The sequence below is a fragment of the Paenibacillus sp. Marseille-Q4541 genome, from assembly GCF_018310695.1.
Classification (GTDB): Bacteria; Bacillota; Bacilli; order Paenibacillales; family Paenibacillaceae; genus Paenibacillus.
In genome coordinates this window covers 18,581-37,380 of record NZ_JAGXCY010000013.1, presented here as the reverse complement: position 1 = coordinate 37,380, position 18,800 = coordinate 18,581, and the positions used below count along the sequence as shown (strand labels likewise).

At 43.9% G+C, this 18,800-nt stretch carries 21 protein-coding genes and 1 pseudogene; 17 read left to right on the top strand and 5 right to left on the bottom strand.

The window, feature by feature from the left end; all coding sequences use genetic code 11:
• Nucleotides 1-23 precede the first annotated feature (23 nt).
• Nucleotides 24-1,208 (top strand): acyltransferase, encoded by a 1,185-nt coding sequence (locus KFT32_RS14775; RefSeq protein WP_211747997.1) that lies wholly within the window; start codon nt 24-26, stop codon nt 1,206-1,208.
• 88 nt (nt 1,209-1,296) lie between these two features.
• Here the strand turns inward: KFT32_RS14775 and KFT32_RS14770 are convergent, their stop codons facing one another.
• The 3 genes from KFT32_RS14770 to KFT32_RS14760 are packed head-to-tail and all read right to left on the bottom strand — an operon-like array spanning nt 1,297 to nt 3,231.
• Entirely contained in the window at nt 1,297-1,971 is a 675-nt protein-coding gene (locus tag KFT32_RS14770; protein ID WP_211747996.1) for a hypothetical protein, read from the bottom strand.
• On the bottom strand, nt 1,971-2,864 hold the full coding sequence (locus KFT32_RS14765) for an ABC transporter ATP-binding protein (RefSeq protein WP_211747995.1): 894 nt from the start codon (nt 2,862-2,864) through the stop codon (nt 1,971-1,973). The genes KFT32_RS14770 and KFT32_RS14765 overlap by 1 nt, the downstream gene beginning before the upstream one ends.
• A gap of 1 nt (nt 2,865) precedes the next feature.
• Entirely contained in the window at nt 2,866-3,231 is a 366-nt protein-coding gene (locus KFT32_RS14760) for a GntR family transcriptional regulator (protein ID WP_211747994.1), read from the bottom strand.
• A 382-nt stretch (nt 3,232-3,613) separates the two neighbouring features.
• On the opposite strand from KFT32_RS14760, the gene KFT32_RS14755 reads away from it, so the two are divergent.
• A complete protein-coding gene (locus KFT32_RS14755) occupies nt 3,614-3,772 on the top strand; it encodes a hypothetical protein (protein ID WP_211747993.1) in 159 nt (52 codons plus the stop codon).
• A 135-nt stretch (nt 3,773-3,907) separates the two neighbouring features.
• Nucleotides 3,908-4,519 carry a TVP38/TMEM64 family protein gene (locus KFT32_RS14750; RefSeq protein ID WP_211747992.1) on the top strand — a complete coding sequence of 204 codons (612 nt, stop codon included), beginning with the start codon at nt 3,908-3,910 and terminating at the stop codon, nt 4,517-4,519.
• 22 nt (nt 4,520-4,541) lie between these two features.
• Here the strand turns inward: KFT32_RS14750 and KFT32_RS14745 are convergent, their stop codons facing one another.
• On the bottom strand, nt 4,542-5,054 hold the full coding sequence (locus KFT32_RS14745; protein ID WP_211747991.1) for a cupin domain-containing protein: 513 nt from the start codon (nt 5,052-5,054) through the stop codon (nt 4,542-4,544).
• 220 nt (nt 5,055-5,274) lie between these two features.
• Here KFT32_RS14745 and KFT32_RS14740 point away from each other — a divergent pair, with 220 nt between their 5' ends.
• From KFT32_RS14740 to KFT32_RS14705, 8 genes are all read left to right on the top strand, one after another.
• Entirely contained in the window at nt 5,275-5,739 is a 465-nt protein-coding gene (locus KFT32_RS14740) for a DIP1984 family protein (RefSeq protein WP_211747990.1), read from the top strand.
• A gap of 780 nt (nt 5,740-6,519) precedes the next feature.
• A complete protein-coding gene (locus KFT32_RS14735) occupies nt 6,520-6,957 on the top strand; it encodes a DUF1641 domain-containing protein (protein ID WP_211747989.1) in 438 nt (145 codons plus the stop codon).
• Between the two features lie 36 nt (nt 6,958-6,993).
• The gene (locus tag KFT32_RS14730) at nt 6,994-8,175 is read left to right on the top strand and encodes an NAD(P)/FAD-dependent oxidoreductase (protein ID WP_211747988.1); all 1,182 of its coding nucleotides are present in this window, start codon (nt 6,994-6,996) and stop codon (nt 8,173-8,175) included.
• Between the two features lie 199 nt (nt 8,176-8,374).
• Nucleotides 8,375-9,019 (top strand): SDR family oxidoreductase, encoded by a 645-nt coding sequence (locus KFT32_RS14725; protein ID WP_211747987.1) that lies wholly within the window; start codon nt 8,375-8,377, stop codon nt 9,017-9,019.
• A gap of 31 nt (nt 9,020-9,050) precedes the next feature.
• Nucleotides 9,051-9,761, top strand: coding sequence for a response regulator transcription factor (locus KFT32_RS14720; protein ID WP_211747986.1), 711 nt, complete (start codon nt 9,051-9,053; stop codon nt 9,759-9,761).
• A complete protein-coding gene (locus tag KFT32_RS14715; RefSeq protein WP_211747985.1) occupies nt 9,758-11,131 on the top strand; it encodes a sensor histidine kinase in 1,374 nt (457 codons plus the stop codon). Before KFT32_RS14720 ends, KFT32_RS14715 begins: the two co-directional genes overlap by 4 nt.
• 122 nt (nt 11,132-11,253) lie before the next feature.
• Nucleotides 11,254-11,976, top strand: coding sequence for a PepSY domain-containing protein (locus tag KFT32_RS14710; protein WP_211747984.1), 723 nt, complete (start codon nt 11,254-11,256; stop codon nt 11,974-11,976).
• Nucleotides 11,977-12,112: 136 nt separating this feature from the next.
• The gene (locus KFT32_RS14705; protein ID WP_211747983.1) at nt 12,113-12,691 is read left to right on the top strand and encodes a PepSY domain-containing protein; all 579 of its coding nucleotides are present in this window, start codon (nt 12,113-12,115) and stop codon (nt 12,689-12,691) included.
• 86 nt (nt 12,692-12,777) lie between these two features.
• On the opposite strand, the gene KFT32_RS14700 is transcribed toward KFT32_RS14705, so the two are convergent.
• A complete protein-coding gene (locus KFT32_RS14700) occupies nt 12,778-13,815 on the bottom strand; it encodes a Leu/Phe/Val dehydrogenase (RefSeq protein ID WP_211747982.1) in 1,038 nt (345 codons plus the stop codon).
• Nucleotides 13,816-14,094: 279 nt separating this feature from the next.
• Between KFT32_RS14700 and KFT32_RS14695 the strand changes: the two genes are divergently transcribed.
• From KFT32_RS14695 to KFT32_RS14670, 6 genes and pseudogenes are all read left to right on the top strand, one after another.
• Complete coding sequence (locus tag KFT32_RS14695; protein ID WP_211747981.1) at nt 14,095-14,610, top strand: DUF2179 domain-containing protein; 516 nt, start codon at nt 14,095-14,097, stop codon at nt 14,608-14,610.
• A 386-nt stretch (nt 14,611-14,996) separates the two neighbouring features.
• Entirely contained in the window at nt 14,997-15,200 is a 204-nt protein-coding gene (locus KFT32_RS14690) for a cold-shock protein (RefSeq protein WP_191802627.1), read from the top strand.
• Between the two features lie 119 nt (nt 15,201-15,319).
• Nucleotides 15,320-15,535, top strand: coding sequence for a cold-shock protein (locus KFT32_RS14685; protein ID WP_211747980.1), 216 nt, complete (start codon nt 15,320-15,322; stop codon nt 15,533-15,535).
• A 282-nt stretch (nt 15,536-15,817) separates the two neighbouring features.
• On the top strand, nt 15,818-16,816 hold the full coding sequence (locus KFT32_RS14680; RefSeq protein ID WP_211747979.1) for a glycosyltransferase: 999 nt from the start codon (nt 15,818-15,820) through the stop codon (nt 16,814-16,816).
• 97 nt (nt 16,817-16,913) lie between these two features.
• Nucleotides 16,914-17,075, top strand: a complete 162-nt coding sequence (locus KFT32_RS14675; protein ID WP_211747978.1) for a hypothetical protein — start codon at nt 16,914-16,916, stop codon at nt 17,073-17,075.
• Nucleotides 17,076-17,164: 89 nt separating this feature from the next.
• Nucleotides 17,165-18,793: pseudogene (locus KFT32_RS14670) on the top strand (ABC-F family ATP-binding cassette domain-containing protein); the annotation flags it as partial.
• Between the last annotated feature and the right edge of the window lie 7 nt (nt 18,794-18,800).

Genomic DNA, 18,800 nt, shown 5'->3' with positions numbered 1-18,800 from the left:
CAAGAAAGCAAGGAGTTAATGCAATGAGTCAAACAATTACAGCTGAAAAAAGGGAACGTCTACCCGAGCTTAATCTCGTACGATGTATGGCGATTCTGGGTGTATTGACTGTACACTCCACTTCATTTGCCACCGTAGATATGGTGGATTCAGGTGTGTACTGGTTGTACAACTTCTTTAATATTTTCATGAAGTTTGGTACACCGACCTTTATTTTCCTAAGCAGCTTTGTATTGTTCTATAATTACTATACGAGACCACTCGATAAGAAACTGGTGCTAGGATTCTACAAAAAAAGATTGCTATACATTCTTATTCCTTACTTTATGTTCTCTTTATTTTATTTCCTAATATTACATTTTACGCATTATCCGGATCGGTCTTTCGTTGATACGATTACAAGTTTCGTTACGAAGTTGTCTACCGGTAAGGCGTACACCCATTTATACTTTGTATTTATCAACATGCAGTTCTATATTCTGTTCCCGCTGGTACTGGCTTTGTTCAAAAAAGTACCTTCCCTTGTCAAATGGGCTGTGCCTATCGGACTCGTAATTCAGTGGGGCTTTATCGTTATGAATAAATACGGTGTGATTAGCGTAGCGAATAAAGGTAGCTGGTCTCCGTCGTATTTCGCCTATTTCATGCTAGGGGCTCTTTTGGGAGTCTATTTCCCTAAAATAAAAGAGTGGATTGTCATGAAACGAAGCTATGCTACTCCAGCCAAAGTTACCGCATGGTCGCTGCTATGGATCATCTGGATTGGTGCAGGTCTAGCCCACGTATATATTTGGTATTTGAACCGTAAAGGGATTGCTGTATACAACTCCCTTTGGTATGAATTCCTGTGGAATCTGCATACATTTGCTGCAGCACTGGTGTTATTCCAGATCGCCTTCCTGCTCTATGGCAACGGTAAGAGTGCGCTAGTACGTACTATGTCCAGAATTGGTGGGTTGTCCTTCGGGATTTACTTAATTCACCCGTTCTTCCTGCTCATCTATCGTGAGTTTCCGCCGCAAACAGGAATTTCAATGCTGCATCACTTATGGTATGCAGGTGGGTTCCTTGTCGCGCTAATTGGATCTTATATTGTGGTCAGTTTTGCGTCGCGATTCTCAAAATCTTGGATCCTATTCGGTAACTTGCCTATGCCAAAACGAGGTGCAGGTGAACAAAAAAACAAGAAACGGGATTTACCTGCCTAAGTAGGTTTGATAATTTACCGTATCCAATAAGTAATTTAAAAAGAAGCATCCCTTGACCTGATCCGGGGATGCTTCTTTTTTGTTTTTATCAGATGGTTGATTTGCGCAACAAGATATAGGAGATGAACGCATATACCAAGGTGAAAGGGAAAAGGAACCAGAGGATATCCATTTGATAGGTCATTACCCATCTTCCGAATTCATCCCAATATTCCCAGTAGGTGACGAGTACACCGGCTACACCCAGGACGATGACAACGAGGAGGAGCAAAGCAGTCAAGATCAGTCCGCCGTATCTCCTAGCTATACTTGATATCAGGAACCCGAGCAAAAACATGTGAGATATAACAACAAAGTTAAGCAGGGCAAGATGCAGAAATGAGAAGCTGCTCAAAAAGGGGAGATCGAAGAAATGCAGCCCTGTGCCCCAGCCAGAAGTGAGATGTTCTATCTGTCTAAGGAGAGTGAGTCCCACGGAAACCAAAAGACTGGAAAGAAAAAACAAACTGACCGTCCCAAGGAAATAGTCTTTACGCCGTACTCCAAAACCGAGCGAAAACGAAAAATTGAGGGGAATGACAGCCATCCCGATACTCATTACAAAGAAGTAAATGGATGCGAGCCCTCCAGTTGTAAAAGATCCGATAAACATACTAACTACCAGGTTGGTCAAAAAGCTGCTCATGAGTACAATAGTGGGTACAAAAAGCCATAGCCAGTGATCGACCAGATGGGTACGCATTACGTTTCTTATCGCTGGCATTATTTATTCACCTCTTCCCGGTTCGAATGTTTGGTGAGCTGCACCATCAGCTGTTGTAAAGAGACAGGATTGAGACTCAGTCTATTTAATTCCGCTTGTTTACGGAAGTCTTTATTTCCACCGGTCAGGACAACGGCACTTCGCATCGATCCCAGTCCTTCTTGATGAAGTACTTCTTTATCTGCAATAAAGCTCTCCACATCTGCCTGCTTTCCGCTGACGATAAAGGCGGAGCCGCGAAATTGTTCTGCTTCTTCATTCATTAGCAACTTGCCATGATCCAGTACAATGACATGTTCTAACATGGCACTGATCTCATCGATGAGATGGGTAGATAAAATAATGGTTCTCGGAAATTCCATATAATCCTGAATAAGTCGATCATAGAACAGTTCTCTCGCCACAGCATCAAGGCCGAGGTATGGCTCATCAAATATGGTAAGAGGGGCACGGCTTGCAAGACCTATAATGATGCCCACAGAGGAGAGCATGCCTCTGGACAGTTTTTTCACTCTGCGTTTTACAGGTAGACGAAATTCCGATATCAAGGAATTGGCCATTGAAGAGTCCCAGTTAGGATAAAGTGAAGAGGCTACGGCGAGAACATCCCGTACACGGAATGTATCAGGATACTTCTGACTTTCTTTTATAAAACAAATTTGCCGGAGTACCTCTGTATTCTCATAAGGGGCCTTACCGAACACCTTGATATCGCCAGACGATGGGAAGAGCTGGGCTGTGATGAGATGTAGTAAGGTTGTTTTCCCTGCACCATTTCGACCAAGTAATCCGTAGATTTTATTTTCCTGAAGCGTGAGGTTTATATTTTGCAGGGCTTTAAAGTCATTCCCATAGCTTTTGGTCAGCGCCTTTAGTTCAAGCACATTTGCCATCTTATTTCTCCTCCCTGTGTATCATTTCAGACAGTTCTGATTTACTAATCCCCAGCTTCTGCGCTTCTTGCACCATACGAATAATGAACTGCTCGTAGAACTGTTCACGCCGCTTCTCAACAAGAACGGACCGAGCTCCTTCGCTTACAAACATGCCAATCCCTCTCTTCTTATACAGAATTCCTTGATCGACCAGGAGGTTTACACCTTTGGCCGCTGTTGCCGGATTGATCTGATAAAAGGATGCAAATTGATTCGTCGAAGGAACCTGTGATTCTTCAGGTAGCCCTCCTTCGAGGATGTCATCTTCGATGCGTTCTGCAATCTGTATAAAGATAGGGCGGTCATCATCCATCTGCATACCCATACAATTATCACCACCATGTTGGTTAGTTACTCATGTAATTAACCATATAACCTTAAAGAGGAGATGTCAACCTTAATTGGTGAAAATAGGCTGGAAACTAAAACTATTTGCTGTTTGAGGCGTTTACTCTTTTACAGGTCAAAGTTTAGGGAATATATCAGACGGCACCTGAATATAATGGAAATTCGAGCCAAGGAGATCATTCTCCAGTTTCGTGAGACTGGCGGAGGGGTAATAAGGAGAGGGCATGAAAAAGAAGGCCCAATCATGAATGGAGTACTACCTCACATTCCATGTCTAGGTATATTCGTTAGGAGACATGGACCCAAATTTAATTGATCTCATACTTGGTTAAGAATATAAGGTTAAAGGTGATTTTATAATGAAGTGTCAAGCTTGTGGAAAAACAGTAAAAGACGTCCTCGAACATGTGGAGCATATTCTCCATGAATGCGGAAAAGTTTCCGCAGCCTCACCGAATCTGTCTTCTGTACCGCCGGATGCCATGCATCAGGGGATGAAGTTTTCAGGTTCGATATAATGATGATTAAAGAACCTGCCTGAAGGAGAAGGCAGGTTCTTTTACTATCATCCAATATCTATGTAATTTTCATACTCTCTTACAGTAGGTGAGTTATACTGATGAATATTGATAAAGCAGGAAACGAGGTGCTGCATGGAAGGATTTTCAGTATCAGAATTCCTCTCTTTTTTTACAGAAGAAAATATAATTATGCTGCTTGAAAGATTTCGGGATTTAGGACCTTTTCCCGGCATTTTTCTAACATTCATGAAGTCATTTATACCTCCCCTGCCTACGCTGCTGATTGTAGGAGCTAACGGGCTGGTCTATGGATGGCTTGGTTTCTTTTATTCGTGGATTGGGCTTGTGGGAGGGAGTTTCTTCACATTTATTGTTATACGCAAGCTTGCAGGAACTTCATGGGCAAGACGCTGGGCAGAGAGACCCAAGGTACAAAAGAGCCTAATTTGGATCCGCCGCAATGCCTTCAGTTATGTTTTTTTACTCGGCATGTTTCCAATGGGACCCTATGTGCTCGTTAATATGGCGGCTGGTATTGCACAGATGCGTCCTCGATCTTTTTTGCTCGCAGCCGCTTTAGGCAAAGGAATTATGGTGCTTTATGTGACTTACATAGGTACGAATCTAGGGGCAATTCTGGAGCATCCTACGATTCTCGTAGGCATTCTCATTTTTATAGGATGTACCATCTGGATCAGCAAGAAAATCGAAGGGTACTACACGCGTTCCGCGGATATACAGTAACCTCATAAGTACCTGCGGTTTTCTAAAGTTTAGTCCAGTGGGTATGCAGGGGCCCCTCGTCCCCGAAAACAGGGTCTTGACCCGGTAGCGGAACACGAGCGATTTCGTAGAGAACCTGAGGACGTTCACTGGATTCTCCGGTATGCGTGCTGTAGGACATTCCGTCAGGATAGGCACCCACGATTTGAAAATCACGGCTGGACTCTAGTCTTTTATGGCCTGTCCCGGCAGGCAGTACAAGAACATCGCCAGCAGATGCGGTTAGAATCATTCCTTTTTCTCCGCCAATGTGAAGTTTGACCGAACCTTGGATCACACCAAGCACTTCGTGAGCGTTGCTGTGATAGTGATGATAAGGAAATACTCCGCCTGTCCAGCTGTTTTGCCAGTTATGCTTGTTGAAGATTGTCTCGGTTTTATGCTCTTGTCCATGGAATACACCCGGATAGAGAATGACAGGTAGTTCCGGATGATTGGGAATAGCACCGTCATCTTTGAAATGGTAGGTCCTAGCCTCTAAGTGAGTTGTTTTCATATCAATACCTCCTCTACCAAGATAGGGCATGAATTAGGGCGGTTGCTCTACTTTTCATGGCTTCAACCTTTTATTTACATTCCCGTATATTTCTATACTGGATATGTACCACCCTAGCGTGTGCATTAAACAACAGATCCTTGCAGTAAGAAATTGGAATGGGGCATTAAAGTAAGTTACAATAGAACTAACTTTAAATCTGTGGAGGCTTACCTATATTATGAAACTCGCAGAAGCACTCATCTTACGATCGGATACACAAAGAAAAATCCAGGAACTCCGTTTCCGTTTACAGAACGTAATCAAAATTCAGGAAGGTGAAGAAGCAGCGGAGAATCCTTCTGACCTTTTTCGGGAGCTGAATGGATCGCTTGATCAGTTCGAGACACTCGTGCAGAGAATTAACAGAACCAATGCGGTAACTGAACTAACGCAAGGGCTGACCATAACGGATGCGCTCGCCCGCAGAGAAAAGCTCGAAATGAAACGAAGCGTTCTAAGCGATGTGATCAGTACAGCTTCTATACGTTATGATCGCTCCAGCAAGACAGAGATCAAATTTATCACTACAGTAGAAATAAGCAGCCTGCAGAAACAGATGGATGAGCTAGCCAAGGAACATCGAATCCTGGATACTCGTATTCAGGAACTGAATTGGACGACGGAACTCGTAGAACGAGTATAGATTTAACTTCACGGGCAGATGATGGCGGAAATGAACCTAAGTTGGTAGTTAGATTGAAAAAAAGCGAGCATAACCCCCCCCAGCCGGGTCAAGTCTGGATCTCATAAAATGTGAAGGGGCAGGGCACCCTACTTTTACCGTTTAGCCCACGCACGAATTACAACGGTACAATTTAATGTTATCACTTACTACCATATGCTGATTTTTTCACTCTGGCGAGGGTTGGGTTTGGGGACTTATCAGGTGTATTTCCCCATCATCTGTAGTCCAGATAAAAATTAACAGGACTCAGAAGGAAAAAGTTTGGTAATTTTATGTTATATCAATAAGTACATGTAGTTGTAGGTGTTCTTTTTAAGTACTGTATGTAGTAGAAGTAGGCAAAGCTAGCGCTTTTTCTGTCACAATAAGCTATGTTACATTGTATTGACAAAAAAAGAGGTTTTGTTACAATGTTCACAAGGTATTCACATTTCTCAACATATTTAACTCGTGTTTATGTGTAATAAGTGTAATATTAGGGTATAGGGTTCGTATTTGGCCTGTTCGGATAAATTTGTGATTGCGATGGAATAGCAGCATATTCATCTTTGCAAAAGATCCTTAGAATACATCACATCTGTACGGTAGAGCTGCCCGAGCTGCTTGAAAGGGTTCGGCTCTTTCTATTGTGTGAAAATTGTTACATTACAATTTTGTACTCGCGGGTCGTTCATTTGGCTTATCAGGTATGGTCAAGCAAGCGGGCTTCTAACCCAAAGTAAAGGAGGACGTTCTCTTATGTCACAACCGACTCAACAAGAGGTACCAGTAAACGGTGCAGCTCCTGCACAAAATCAGGATGTACTTGATCAATTGATGAAGCCGGAGGTTCAAGAGTCTCTTACTGTTCTGGTGGAGAATCTGCCTAAACTGGCTGAAATGGTTACAGCAATGACGAAAGCTTATGATTTCGCTCAAGGTCTGGCAACAGATAAAGTCTTCGTTAACGACATGAAAGTCGCTTTCGGTGAATTTACAACTCCTGTTGTTGAAAAAGCAAAAGGTGTAGCTTCCGCAGCCATCGAAGCTGGAGATCGTGCTCATGCAGAACAGTCTTCTGTTGGCTTGTTCGGCATGCTCAAAATGCTAAAAGATCCTAACGTACAACAATCTCTTCGTTTTGCTCAGGCATTCCTTAGTGTCCTGAACGAGCGTCAAGGGCAAAAACAAGACTAAAAGTTATTGATACGAAAGTAAGAACGGAGGATGGATATGTCGAAGCAAATTTTGATTCTGGGCGGCGGCTACGGCGGCTTGCTTAGCGCGCTATCAGCACGTCAATACTTGTCCGCTGAAGATGCAACCATTACGGTTGTGAACCGCTTCCCAACTCACCAAATTATTACTGAATTGCACCGTCTGGCAGCAGGCTCCATCGAAGAGAAAGCTGTTGCACTTCCACTGGAGAAACTTCTTCGTGGTAAAGACGTAAATCTTAAAATTGATACAGTTTCCGAAATCAAACCAGACGAGAACAAAGTCGTAATGAAGAGCGGAACGATCTACAGCTATGACTTCCTTGTTGTTGCTCTTGGTAGTGAAACTGCATTCTTCGGAATTCCAGGACTTGAAGAGTACAGCTTTACTCTGAAATCCGTAAACGATGCGAACAAAATTCGTGCGCACGTGGAAGCTTGTCTTGATGCTTACAAAAAATCCGGAAACAAAGCTGACGCAACAATCGTTGTTGGCGGTGGCGGTTTGACGGGTATCGAGCTTGTTGGTGAATATGCTGACATCCTGGATCATGTATGTAAGCAAAAAGGTATCAAACGCGAAGAAGTTCAGCTCTACAACGTAGAAGCAGGTCCTTCTATTCTGGCAGGATTCCCGCCAGAGCTTGTTGAGCGTGCTCAAACAAGTCTTGAAAAACGCGGCGTGAAATTCATCGTTGGTGTAGCGATTACAGAAATGCAACAACATACTGTAATGCTGAAAGATGGAAGCTCCATCGACACTAGCACACTGATCTGGACGGGCGGCGTACAAGGTAACGCAGTTGTAGCTAACAGCGGTATCGAAGTTAACCGTGGCCGTGCAACAGTTAAAGAGACACTACACTCTACTTCCCACGAGAATGTATTCATCGCGGGTGACAGTGCAGTTGTTATCCCTAGTGAAGGTGCTCGTCCTTACCCTCCAACAGCTCAGCTTGCTTGGCAAATGGGTGAAACAATTGGACATAACCTTGCTGCAATCATCAAAGGCGGCGATCTTGAAGTCTTCACTCCAGTCTTCTCCGGTACACTCGGAAGCCTTGGACGTAAAGATGCGATTGCTATGCTGGGCGGTAGCCAGACTCGTCTAAAAGGTCTGCCTGCAACGCTTATGAAAGAAGCAAGTAACATCCGTTATCTTAAACACATTGATGGTTTGTTCGCTCTTGCGTACTAATCCATCTCTATAGAACATGAATAAGGCAGATGCCCGTTTTTCGGGGGTCTGCCTTATTTTTTTATTTTCCCCGTATGAAATGTTGCAGTACTGCAAAGATAAGCATGATAGAACCTCTTTATTGTTATATCTTGAGCCTAGCGGGTAATTGAAGGAGAAAGAATGAATGATAGTATAATGAGAAGGGAGAAATAATATCATGAACATTTTAGTTATTGGAGCAAACGGACAGATTGGGAAACATGTAATTTCTCAGCTGAAGGACCATAAGGAACATGCAGTCAGAGCAATGGTCCGCAAACAGGAGCAGGCAGATGCCTTTGATGGAGCGGGTGTTGAACCGGTTCTTGCAGATTTAGAAGGAACGGTCAGTGAACTAGCGGAAGTAATGAAAGGCAGTGACGCCATTGTATTCACCGCAGGTTCAGGCGGTAGTACGGGTTCAGATAAAACATTGCTAATTGATCTGGATGGAGCCGTAAAAACGATGGAAGCAGCTGAACAAGCAGGAATTTCGAGATATGTGATGGTAAGCGCCATGCATGCAGAGGATAGATCGAGTTGGTCAGATAAAATAAAACCATATTATGTAGCAAAGCATTATGCGGATAGACTGCTTGAGAGTTCATCGTTAAATTATACGATTTTGCGTCCGGGCGGGCTGTTGAATGAGCCGGGACGTGGTAAAATAGCAGCAAATACGGAGGGTAATGAGAAGAGTATTCCTCGTGAAGATGTTGCATCTGTCATTGTAGCTGTACTTGATGCAGAGAATACGTACAGAAAAGCGATTTCTCTCGTATCTGGAGAACAGTCCATTCAAGAAGTAGTACAAAACATATAATATTTACTTTTAGTGAATCGGAGGAGGGCACATGAGTTCATCCATTCTCATTGTGGAAGATGAAGAGAAAATTGCAAGGGTGCTGGAAATTGAACTGGAGTATGAAGAATATAAAGTCTCCAAGGCAACCAGTGGTACGGAAGGGCTTGCGGCTTTTCAAAAAGGAAACTTTGATCTCGTCCTACTTGATGTCATGCTGCCCGGTCTTAGCGGGATTGAGGTCTTGCGCCGGATACGCAGCCAGGATGAACATACACCCGTCATTCTACTCACAGCCAAAGGTTCAGTAGAAGACAAAGTGTCAGGACTTGACCTCGGTGCAACTGACTATGTGACGAAACCTTTTCAGATTGAAGAGCTACTGGCCCGCATCCGTGCTGCCCTCCGGTTACATAACAAGATACAGATATCAAGCGAGAACAGTTCAGCTAAAGAACAGGAAGTGTGGATGACCGCTGGTGATCTCAGAATCAATGAAAAGACGAGAGAGGTACTGCGTGAAGTGGATCGTATAGAGCTCACCCCTCGGGAATTCGATCTGCTCGTCTATTTGTTGCGCAATCAGCGGCAGGTTCTGAACCGAGAACAGATTCTTGAGGCGGTGTGGGGTTACGATTATATGGGCGATACCAATGTGGTTGATGTCTACATCAGATACCTCCGCAAAAAAGTAGACCATGGACGCTCACCGCTAATCCATACGATTCGTGGTGTAGGTTACGTTCTTAGGGCAGAAGCATGAAGCTGCGTACAACCATCTATGTATATACCTCTGTATTTTTTATCGTGCTGTTGCTATTGATCAATGGATTTATATATTTCATGTTTGATCGATTATCCATTGATACCCAAATGAAAAGAGCGGAAGCAGAAGCGAATGCCATTGCAAACGGTGTGAGAAATGCAGCAGATATGGTAGCACCGGATGATTTGTTGCGTTCTTTTGTTCCGGCTGAAGGAATGCTGAGGCTGGTCAGGGAAAAAGGCAATAACCCTTCGCCGGTAACTTCACTGTCAGAACAGCGTCTTGCCGAAATAGCACCCTCTTTTTATCCGAGCAAGCAGACCGAAGTACGAAAGATAGAAAAGGAACGTTATGTCTTTGTGTCGATGCCTGTAATTTGGGTGGACGGTGAAGTTGTGAACCTTCAGGTTACCGAAAGCCTCGCAAGTGTAGATAACAACCTTAAGGTGCTTCGGGGTGTGCTGTTCTCGGTGACGCTTGTAGCTCTTCTTGCTGTCGTGGCGTTGAGCCGGTTATTGGGAAGTATTATTATCAGACCCATTGCCGGAATGACGCAGACGATGAAAATCATCGAAAACGGCGGCGGCTTCAAGACGATTGATCTGCAAAATCAGTCCAAAGACGAGTTGTACGAAATGGGAGAAACATTTAATCGGATGATGGGCAGGCTTGAGCGGAATTACGAGAAACAAGAGCAGTTCGTCTCTAATGCTTCTCATGAACTCAAGACACCGCTAACCGTTATCGAAAGCTATGCTAGTTTGTTAAGAAGGAGAGGCCTGTCACGCCCAGATCTTTTTGAAGAGTCGGTTGAAGCCATACATTCGGAAGCAGTACGGATGCGAGAAATGACAGAGCAGCTGCTGATGATGGCCAGGCAGACCGAGTCGGGAAGCATTACGTTGGAAGAGTGTAACCTTGCTGACATGACCATCGAGATGGCTCGCTCCTATGAGACGGCATATCAGAGAAGAATAGAGGTTGAAAATGCGATTCCTTCAGAACAGAGCGTTGTAACTACGGATATCAATAAGGCCAAGCAACTGCTCGTCATTGTGCTGGATAATGCCAGAAAATATAGCGATAGCGTAATTCATATTAGCGTTCGATCTGACGGGGATCACGTTATCATAAGTGTACGCGATCAGGGTACTGGAATTCCTGCTGAAGAACTTCCTAAAGTATTTGATCGATTTTACAGAGTCGATCAATCGAGGACTCGCAAACAGGGCGGGACAGGGCTTGGTTTGTCACTGGCAAGTGAGATAGCTGCCCAGATCAAGGCTGAAATTCGTTTGGAGAGCACCTACGGTGAAGGAACAACCGCGTACCTTCAATTTCCTATAAATAAACCTGCTTTAGCTTAATGGGGCAGGTTTATTTGCTCTTTTCTCAGTAAATTCTCATAGAGGGGAGATATACTGAATGAAAATCTTATTTTTATATAGATAATGCATAAGAGTAGGTTGAATGAAGGAGTGTATTTGCAATGACGATGAAGAAGCGTGCTTTGTATGTGGGGGCCGCAGCCTTAGTGTTGATTGGACTGATTGTCTATTTCGTACAGCCATGGGATCGATCCGCTGCTCTTTTATCTGCCGAGGCAGTGGAAGAGAGCGTAACAAGTCAATATCCTGGGAAAGTAGAGAACAGTTCTCTTCAGAATGGACAATATCATTTACGCCTTAGTACGGATACGGGAACATATGAGGTAACAGTGGATGGTGCAAGTGGGAGTATTTTATCCATTCAGCAAATTAGTAGTTCGGTAGATACAGAACGTGTCATCCTCAGTAGGGATAAAGTGAAACAGAAGATACTTAGCGAGGTGGAGGGTGAATTACTGTTTCTAGAACTGATCCCCATGGGGGACCATGAGATATACAAAGCAAAAGTAATGACGAAGACAGAGCGCATCTTACTCGAGCTTGATCCTTACACCGCTGAGGAATTGTCGAGAAAAACCATTTCCATTGATGAAGAAGAGGAGGATGATCGGCAAAAGGAGCTGTTTCTGACTGAAGAAGAAGTTGAGAAGATTGCGCTGGCAGAAGTGGCGGGCAAAGTAGAAGATACAGAGCTTCGGGGAGAATCCACAAGTAGTCCCTACTATTTAGTTGAAATTGAGACAGCAAGTGAAAAAGAAGCCATTATCCAGATTCATGCCATCACAGGAAAAATCCAATCCGTTACTTGGGATACGGAAGATTAACATGAGAAACGCTTCTTATTTTCTCATCAAATTCTAATGTGACTCTTTCTTTGTTCTCATCTGGCCGAGGTAAGATGAATTTGTAAGCAAGAGAGATCTTCATTTGATAATAAAAGAACAGAGGAGACGATAAAACATGAATAAACAAAAACGTATTTTGGTAGGCGGGATTCTTAGTGCAGCGCTTGTGATTGGCGGGACGGCTACATTTGCGACGATGGATGCAGGTGCAGAAGCGAGTCCATTATCTTCGGCAACAACAGGGAAAATGATTACGGTTCAGCAGGCAAAAGAGGCAGCACTTAAAGAAGCAAAAGGAACCATCGATGATGTGGATCTAGAAAAACATAACGGTAAAACGTTCTACGAAGTAGACATTGAGCAAGGAAAAACCGACGTTACCGTAAAGATTGATGCTTATACCGGTAAAGTGCTTGATGTATATAAAGATACAAACGATGACGATTACGATGATAACGAGTCTAATGAGAATGTAGCGGCTGCAGATGTGAAGATTTCACTGGAAAAGGCAACGCAAATTGCACTAAAAGAACTCAAAAACAGTAAAGCAGTTAGCACGGAGCTTGATCTGGAGGATGGACGTTATGAGTATGACGTTGAATTGGAGAATGCGACATACGAAGCGGATGTAACCATTGATGCGAACACAGGAAAAGTATTATCTGTTGATATCGACAGTCTTGACAACGACTAATCTAATCTTAATTACTCATCTAAAAACAAAAAAAAAGCGCTTGTCTACGATGACAGGTGCTTTTTTTTGTTTTTGATTGAAATGATCTACATGAATTTTATTTCTGCTAGTTTCGTCGCTGCAGCTACAGCAGTGATGCCGCTTATTTTGGCATAGCTGTATATCGCGGCAAGAGTGTGCGGAATCTGCTCGACCGCTAGCTGGGCTCTTGCTGCATCTGCTCCGCTAAGCTCTGCCCCCGTGCTAATAATACCGCCAGCATTAATAGCGAAATCGGGAGCGTACAGAATATTACGCTGTTCGAGCATGTCGGCAAGGCGCTCGTCAGCTAATTGGTTGTTGGCAGCACCTGCTACAATGCCGCAGGTTAGAAGCGGAATCGAGATGTGATTTAAGACCCCGCCGAGGGCACACGGAGCGAAAACGTCACAGGACTGTGTGTAAATGGTTTCGGGGGATACGGGGGTTGCATCGAATTCTTTTGCAGCTATAGCCGTTTTAACAGTATCAATGTCGGTAACAAAGAGCGATGCACCCGCTTGATGAAGAAGACGACATAGTGCATAGCCTACTTTGCCAAGACCTTGAACCACAATTCGTGTATTGTGCAGATCGAGGCTCCCATATTTGTAGCGCATTGATTCTTTAATTCCTAGAAATACACCATAGGCAGTCATTTCTGCTGTGAAATCTCCCATGGCACCTAGAGTGCCGCTCTGATCTGTAACATACTTTGTATGAAGATGAATCTGATCCATATCGTGGGTTGTTGTGCCAAGATCAACACCGGTAATGTATTCACCATGTAACCGGTCAATAAACCGGCCTAGTGCTTCAAAGGCAGCGTCGCGATCGGTGATGCCCGGAATATTCCACACGACGGCTTTGCCTCCTCCATACGGAAGTCCGGATATGGCTGCCTTATAGGTCATTCCTTTAGCGAGTTTCATTGCATCTCGAACAGCATCTGCTTCTGAAGCGTAGGACCAGAAACGGCAGCCACCAAGAGCAGGACCTTGTTTCGTACTGTGAATGGCGATGACGGCACGGAGACCGCTTTTGTCATCCTGACAAAAAATGAGCTGTTCCATATCATGGATTTTCATGTCGTCCCAGAATTTCATGCTGTACCTGCCCCTTTCTCGGTGCTTTGGGAAGTCTAATCATTTCAATATATTCTTGTGTACGTGACAGGGGTACACGGCGGAGCTAGGTACTTCTATTTTCTTTTGTCGGCACTTAGGTATTTCAGCTGCAAAATAAAAAGAGGTTTCATAAGACCAAACATGTGGTATTTTTGAAGGTATGGTATCCGTATGTCTGAGGATACCAAACGGATTTCGTTTTATTAGTATAAAAAGTTCGTTTTTGCTGAAAGCTTTGCAGTTAGGAGGGTGATGACCATGGCCCAAACGTTACTTTTTATTTTTGCGATCCAGATTGTTTATGTCTCTGCCTACACACTAAGGATGATTCTGACGTTAAAAGGTCAAAAGTACATCGCTGCTTTGATAAGTATGGTAGAGATCGTGATCTACGTGCTGGGTCTGAATCTGGTACTTAGTTATTTGGATCAGATTTCTGCTCTTATCGTTTATGCGGTGGGATATGGGCTTGGCATTCTCATTGGTGCTTGGATTGAAGAGAAAATTGCGCTTGGATATGTTACCGTCAAAGTGATATGCGATCAGGCTCGCGGTACGATTGTGACGACACTTCGGGAAAAAGGATATGGTGTTACTTCCTGGCTTGGAAACGGCCGTGACGGGGATCGACTGGTTATGGAGATACTGGCTAAACGCAAAAATCAGAAAAAATTGTTCCAGACCATTCTGGAGCTCGATTCCAAAGCCTTTATTATTACAGTAGAACCTAAGCAATTCCACGGGGGATTCTGGACGCGTTCTATTAAAAGGTAGCAGTAAAATAGTGGGGGCATGTGTAGCGGCATGCTCCTTGTTTTAATGGATATAAAATAAAAATTCAATTTGCAGAATAGGCTATTCATGGGAATTAAATCGTGTTATTATAGACGGAATGGGTATGGGATACATTCTTTTTTGGCTATAATGAAGAAGCGAGACTATTCGCTAAAGACGAATTTAATATCATCCACTCATGTCAAATTAAACCAATTATTGCTCCATTCTATTGCATTGGATTATCAAATATGTTATCATTAAATTCGTAAGTGCAATTCACATTTTGGAAAGAGCTTCATTCTAAAAATGGCACTTTTTCCAATATGTGAATTTTTTTTAAAGAAAATAACCATATTAATATAAGTGTAAAGGAGAATGACCAAATGCAAACAGGTACAGTTAAATGGTTTAACGCAGAAAAAGGCTTCGGTTTTATCGAAGTTGAAGGCGGCAGCGACGTTTTCGTTCATTTCAGCGCAATCACAGGCGAAGGTTTCAAAACCCTCGACGAAGGACAACGCGTTGAATTCAACGTGGTACAAGGTAACCGCGGACCACAAGCAGAGAACGTAGTAAAAGTATACTAAGCCGACCTACAAGCTGCCTTTGACTGACAAGTTGAAGGCAGTTTTGTTTTCATTCCAAAAAAGCGATATGGGGTAGACGATAGAGATTCGTTTATTCTGTAGATAGGGGGGAAGTATTCATGTACAGACGTCAAGTATCAGAGGAAATCCCCGAGGAGAACACGAAGGTCTGGTCTTGTACCAATGACGACTGCAAAGGTTGGATGCGTGATGACTTCGCGTTTGAAAGCGAGCCGCAATGCAGTTTATGTTCCTCACCGATGGAACGGGAAATGAGAATGTTGCCCGTGTTATCCAACGCAGCAGGTGATTTGAAAGCAATGAGAAAAGGGTAACGAGTTAGTACCATAAGAAGTTTTTGCATAAGTAAGTAATTGTGAAAATAGCAAAGCTCTGTAAGTGTACCGCGATACGGTAAGGTTTTCCTTCCGATATGGCGGTTTTTTTGTGCTTTGCTATTCTAGGCATGGTATCTAGCTTTTCGCCCATGTAACATGCCTAGCTTGCACCTTACCAAAGAGGTCGATTATATTGGTAGAACAGCAAAAGAACAATGATGAACATAAATGAAATAGTGCCATTGTACATACAACTACACGGAAGAAGGAGGAAACGTAATGGATAAAGTAGGACTTGTGATGCGCAAAATTCAGTTTACAGAAGCTCAGGGACCTCGAGTTTTTGCTGACAGGCTAAAAGCAATTGGAGAAGAATTGGGTGTTGAGATTGTATTTATTTCTCCAGAACGTCATGTGAGTGGTTATGATTGGGTTCCAGGATATGAACACGAAAAAGGCGATCTGGTCAATTATGATATTGTACTGGATCAGATCTATTCTCAGAATATTGATCATATCATCTACACCGTTTCCGGCTTTACTTATCTGAAGATGTTTTTGAAGAACAGCGTACTGTTCCCGCATAGTTTTCCTGATCCTGCCCTGACGGGGTATGAAATGATGAAACCCTTCTATCAAATCGTGGACAAAGCGATCGTACAGACTGAATTCCTGAAAAGGGAGATGGCCGCCCAGTATGGAGTTCATGATGTAACCGTCATTCCGATCGGTTTTGACGAGGAACTAGCGCGTAAGCATTATGATCCATCTGCCGTAATTGATAACCGGATTATGTGGATTGGACGGGATGAAGCAAATCGCCGCCCTGATCTTGTCATTGAATACGCTCATCAAAATCCGGATAAAGAAGTATTTATGGTATTTGGCGGCCGTCGTTACGAGGAGAGCATGAAAAAGTACGATATTCCGAATAACGTGAAACTGAAGTTTGCTTTGAGTCAGGATGAGGTGTTCGAGCTGATGAATTCCTCCAAGGTATATTGGAGCTCTTCGCGTTTCGATACGTTTGCGATGCCTCTGACCGAAGCGATGGCGATGGGCAAAATGGTCGTGAAGCCGGAGCACCCGTGCTACGGACATATTAGCTCTACCCATGCATTTGGTGGAAATGAGCGCAACTATTTTGAACTGGTTAATATGGCGGCTGCCGCACCTCGTAAGGTATCAGAGGATAACCGAGAGTATGCTTTTGGGGCTTTTTCCAAAACCGTGATGAAGGAAGGATATCGGTCCTTTTTTGAATCATGGCTTCGGTAATAAACGGTTATATCTGTTTTCTTGGCGTATGCCAGGTGTGATAGAGACGTGAATTGTGATATATTAACAATAACGATTAGAAAAGGAGGTGAGGTAGGTGAATTTTGAAATGGTGAACAGCCGCTTGAGCCAGCTGCCAATGGTACTGTCTGGCATTTTCTTCAGAGGTTTCTTATTACGGGAGAAGTCTGTCCAATTTACCCTATATAAGTTTAACTATTTCGAGAAGATGCCTACCTTAACCTCAAGCGGATTGTAATACCTTTTTCCGAATGAAGGGTCACGGGCTTGTTCCCGTGGCTCTTTTTTGTGGTGTGATAGGGTCTTCCATCTCAGGAGGATTCTACAATGATAATCGTAAACGGACAACAATTAAAAAAATATCACGGGGCTAACCTCGTGCTGGATAATGTAACTTTTGAAATAAAAGAAGGAGAAAAAGTCGGACTCATCGGTGTAAACGGGAGTGGGAAATCTACATTACTGTCCCTAATTTCGAAGATGGAAAAACCAGACTCTGGAATGCTGGCGGTGAAAAAGGAAGCAAGGGTCGGATACTTGCCACAAATCCCGGTCGATTTTGAGCAAAAAACAGGATATGAAGTACTGGCTCATGGTTTTCAGGACCTGCTAGAAAGTAGACAGCAAATGACCCGGTTGGAACAGCAAATGGGGGGACCCGAAGTGGCTGCAGATCAGGATGTGCTTGCGAGGTTACTACACCGTTACGCTGTCCTTCAAGAGCAGTATGAGCGGGAAGGCGGCTATGAGATGGATGCCAGCATCGATATGGTAGCCACGGGACTGCAGATTGATAAATCGATGTATGCTCGAAATTTCAGCACACTGTCAGGAGGGGAGAAGACGCGGATTGTCCTTGCATCCCAGCTCATACGCAAACCGGAGCTGCTACTATTAGATGAACCGACGAATCATTTGGATCTCTCAGGTGTGGAATGGCTGGAGCAATTTTTAAGAAACTATCCAGGCGCGTGTATTCTGGTATCGCATGACCGTTATTTTCTAGATCGGGTCGTCACTGGGATCATCGAGCTGGAGGATGGGGAAGCATTCTCCTATTCAGGGACGTATTCCCGTTATGTAAAAGCGAAAGAAGAGCGACTTCTTCAGCAGTTTGCAGAATATCAGGAGCAGCAGAAGAAAATCAAGAAGATGAAGGAGACCATTCGTCAGCTGGAGGAGTGGGGCCGAGTTGGCGGGAATGAGAAGTTCTTTCGGCGGGCGAACTCGATTCGGAAAGCCCTTGCTCGTATGGAGCAGGTCAAGAAACCAACGCTCGTTCAGAAGACGGCGGCATTTGGACTAAGGCCGGATCAGCGCTCGGGACAGATTGTGCTCATGTTTGAGGCGCTTACTAAACAGTATGGAGATAGAGCAATTTTTAGCGGTTTGGAAGGCATGATAGAATATCAGGATAAGATCGCGCTGCTTGGCACGAATGGCTCCGGTAAGACTACCTTTTTCAAGTTGTTGCTTGATCAAGAGGTAGCGGATGAGGGATTTATTGAGTGGGGTGCAGGAGTCAGTGTAGGTTATTTGGCGCAACAGGAAGAAATTCAGCAGCCAAAACAAACCGTACTCGCCTATTTCCGTGAACATGCAGCAATGGAAGAGGGAGAGGCGCGGTCGGTGCTCGCTAAATATATGTTTTATGGACCGCAGGTATTTCGGGAGATTGGTAAGTTGTCGGGCGGTGAGTGGTCTAGGCTACGTCTAGCTATTCTGGTCAATAAGAAACCGAATGTTCTTCTGCTTGATGAGCCGACGAATCATCTGGATATTACTTCTCGTGAAGCACTAGAGGAAGCGCTCGAAGACTATAAGGGAACCATACTAGCTGTATCTCACGATCGTTATTTTATCAATCGTCTGGCAGAGAAGGTATGGTCTCTGGATTCAGGGAAGCTGAGTACTTATCTTGGGAATTATGATGATTATGCAGCTAAGCGAAATGAGCAGAGAT

Excerpts from the sequence above, each read along its gene's own strand:
- KFT32_RS14725 (WP_211747987.1), top strand. The coding sequence starts at position 8,375 with ATGAACATTTTAGTTATTGGAGCAAACGGACAGATTGGGAAACATGTA.
- KFT32_RS14690 (WP_191802627.1), top strand. The coding sequence starts at position 14,997 with ATGCAAACAGGTACAGTTAAATGGTTTAACGCAGAAAAAGGCTTCGGT.
- KFT32_RS14775 (WP_211747997.1), top strand. The coding sequence starts at position 24 with ATGAGTCAAACAATTACAGCTGAAAAAAGGGAACGTCTACCCGAGCTT.
- KFT32_RS14680 (WP_211747979.1), top strand. The coding sequence starts at position 15,818 with ATGGATAAAGTAGGACTTGTGATGCGCAAAATTCAGTTTACAGAAGCT.
- KFT32_RS14770 (WP_211747996.1), bottom strand. The coding sequence starts at position 1,971 with ATGCCAGCGATAAGAAACGTAATGCGTACCCATCTGGTCGATCACTGG.
- KFT32_RS14740 (WP_211747990.1), top strand. The coding sequence starts at position 5,275 with ATGAAACTCGCAGAAGCACTCATCTTACGATCGGATACACAAAGAAAA.
- KFT32_RS14715 (WP_211747985.1), top strand. The coding sequence starts at position 9,758 with ATGAAGCTGCGTACAACCATCTATGTATATACCTCTGTATTTTTTATC.
- KFT32_RS14755 (WP_211747993.1), top strand. The coding sequence starts at position 3,614 with ATGAAGTGTCAAGCTTGTGGAAAAACAGTAAAAGACGTCCTCGAACAT.
- KFT32_RS14760 (WP_211747994.1), bottom strand. The coding sequence starts at position 3,231 with ATGGGTATGCAGATGGATGATGACCGCCCTATCTTTATACAGATTGCA.
- KFT32_RS14700 (WP_211747982.1), bottom strand. The coding sequence starts at position 13,815 with ATGAAATTCTGGGACGACATGAAAATCCATGATATGGAACAGCTCATT.
- KFT32_RS14710 (WP_211747984.1), top strand. The coding sequence starts at position 11,254 with ATGACGATGAAGAAGCGTGCTTTGTATGTGGGGGCCGCAGCCTTAGTG.
- KFT32_RS14735 (WP_211747989.1), top strand. The coding sequence starts at position 6,520 with ATGTCACAACCGACTCAACAAGAGGTACCAGTAAACGGTGCAGCTCCT.
- KFT32_RS14765 (WP_211747995.1), bottom strand. The coding sequence starts at position 2,864 with ATGGCAAATGTGCTTGAACTAAAGGCGCTGACCAAAAGCTATGGGAAT.
- KFT32_RS14750 (WP_211747992.1), top strand. The coding sequence starts at position 3,908 with ATGGAAGGATTTTCAGTATCAGAATTCCTCTCTTTTTTTACAGAAGAA.
- KFT32_RS14705 (WP_211747983.1), top strand. The coding sequence starts at position 12,113 with ATGAATAAACAAAAACGTATTTTGGTAGGCGGGATTCTTAGTGCAGCG.
- KFT32_RS14720 (WP_211747986.1), top strand. The coding sequence starts at position 9,051 with ATGAGTTCATCCATTCTCATTGTGGAAGATGAAGAGAAAATTGCAAGG.
- KFT32_RS14695 (WP_211747981.1), top strand. The coding sequence starts at position 14,095 with ATGGCCCAAACGTTACTTTTTATTTTTGCGATCCAGATTGTTTATGTC.
- KFT32_RS14745 (WP_211747991.1), bottom strand. The coding sequence starts at position 5,054 with ATGAAAACAACTCACTTAGAGGCTAGGACCTACCATTTCAAAGATGAC.
- KFT32_RS14685 (WP_211747980.1), top strand. The coding sequence starts at position 15,320 with ATGTACAGACGTCAAGTATCAGAGGAAATCCCCGAGGAGAACACGAAG.
- KFT32_RS14730 (WP_211747988.1), top strand. The coding sequence starts at position 6,994 with ATGTCGAAGCAAATTTTGATTCTGGGCGGCGGCTACGGCGGCTTGCTT.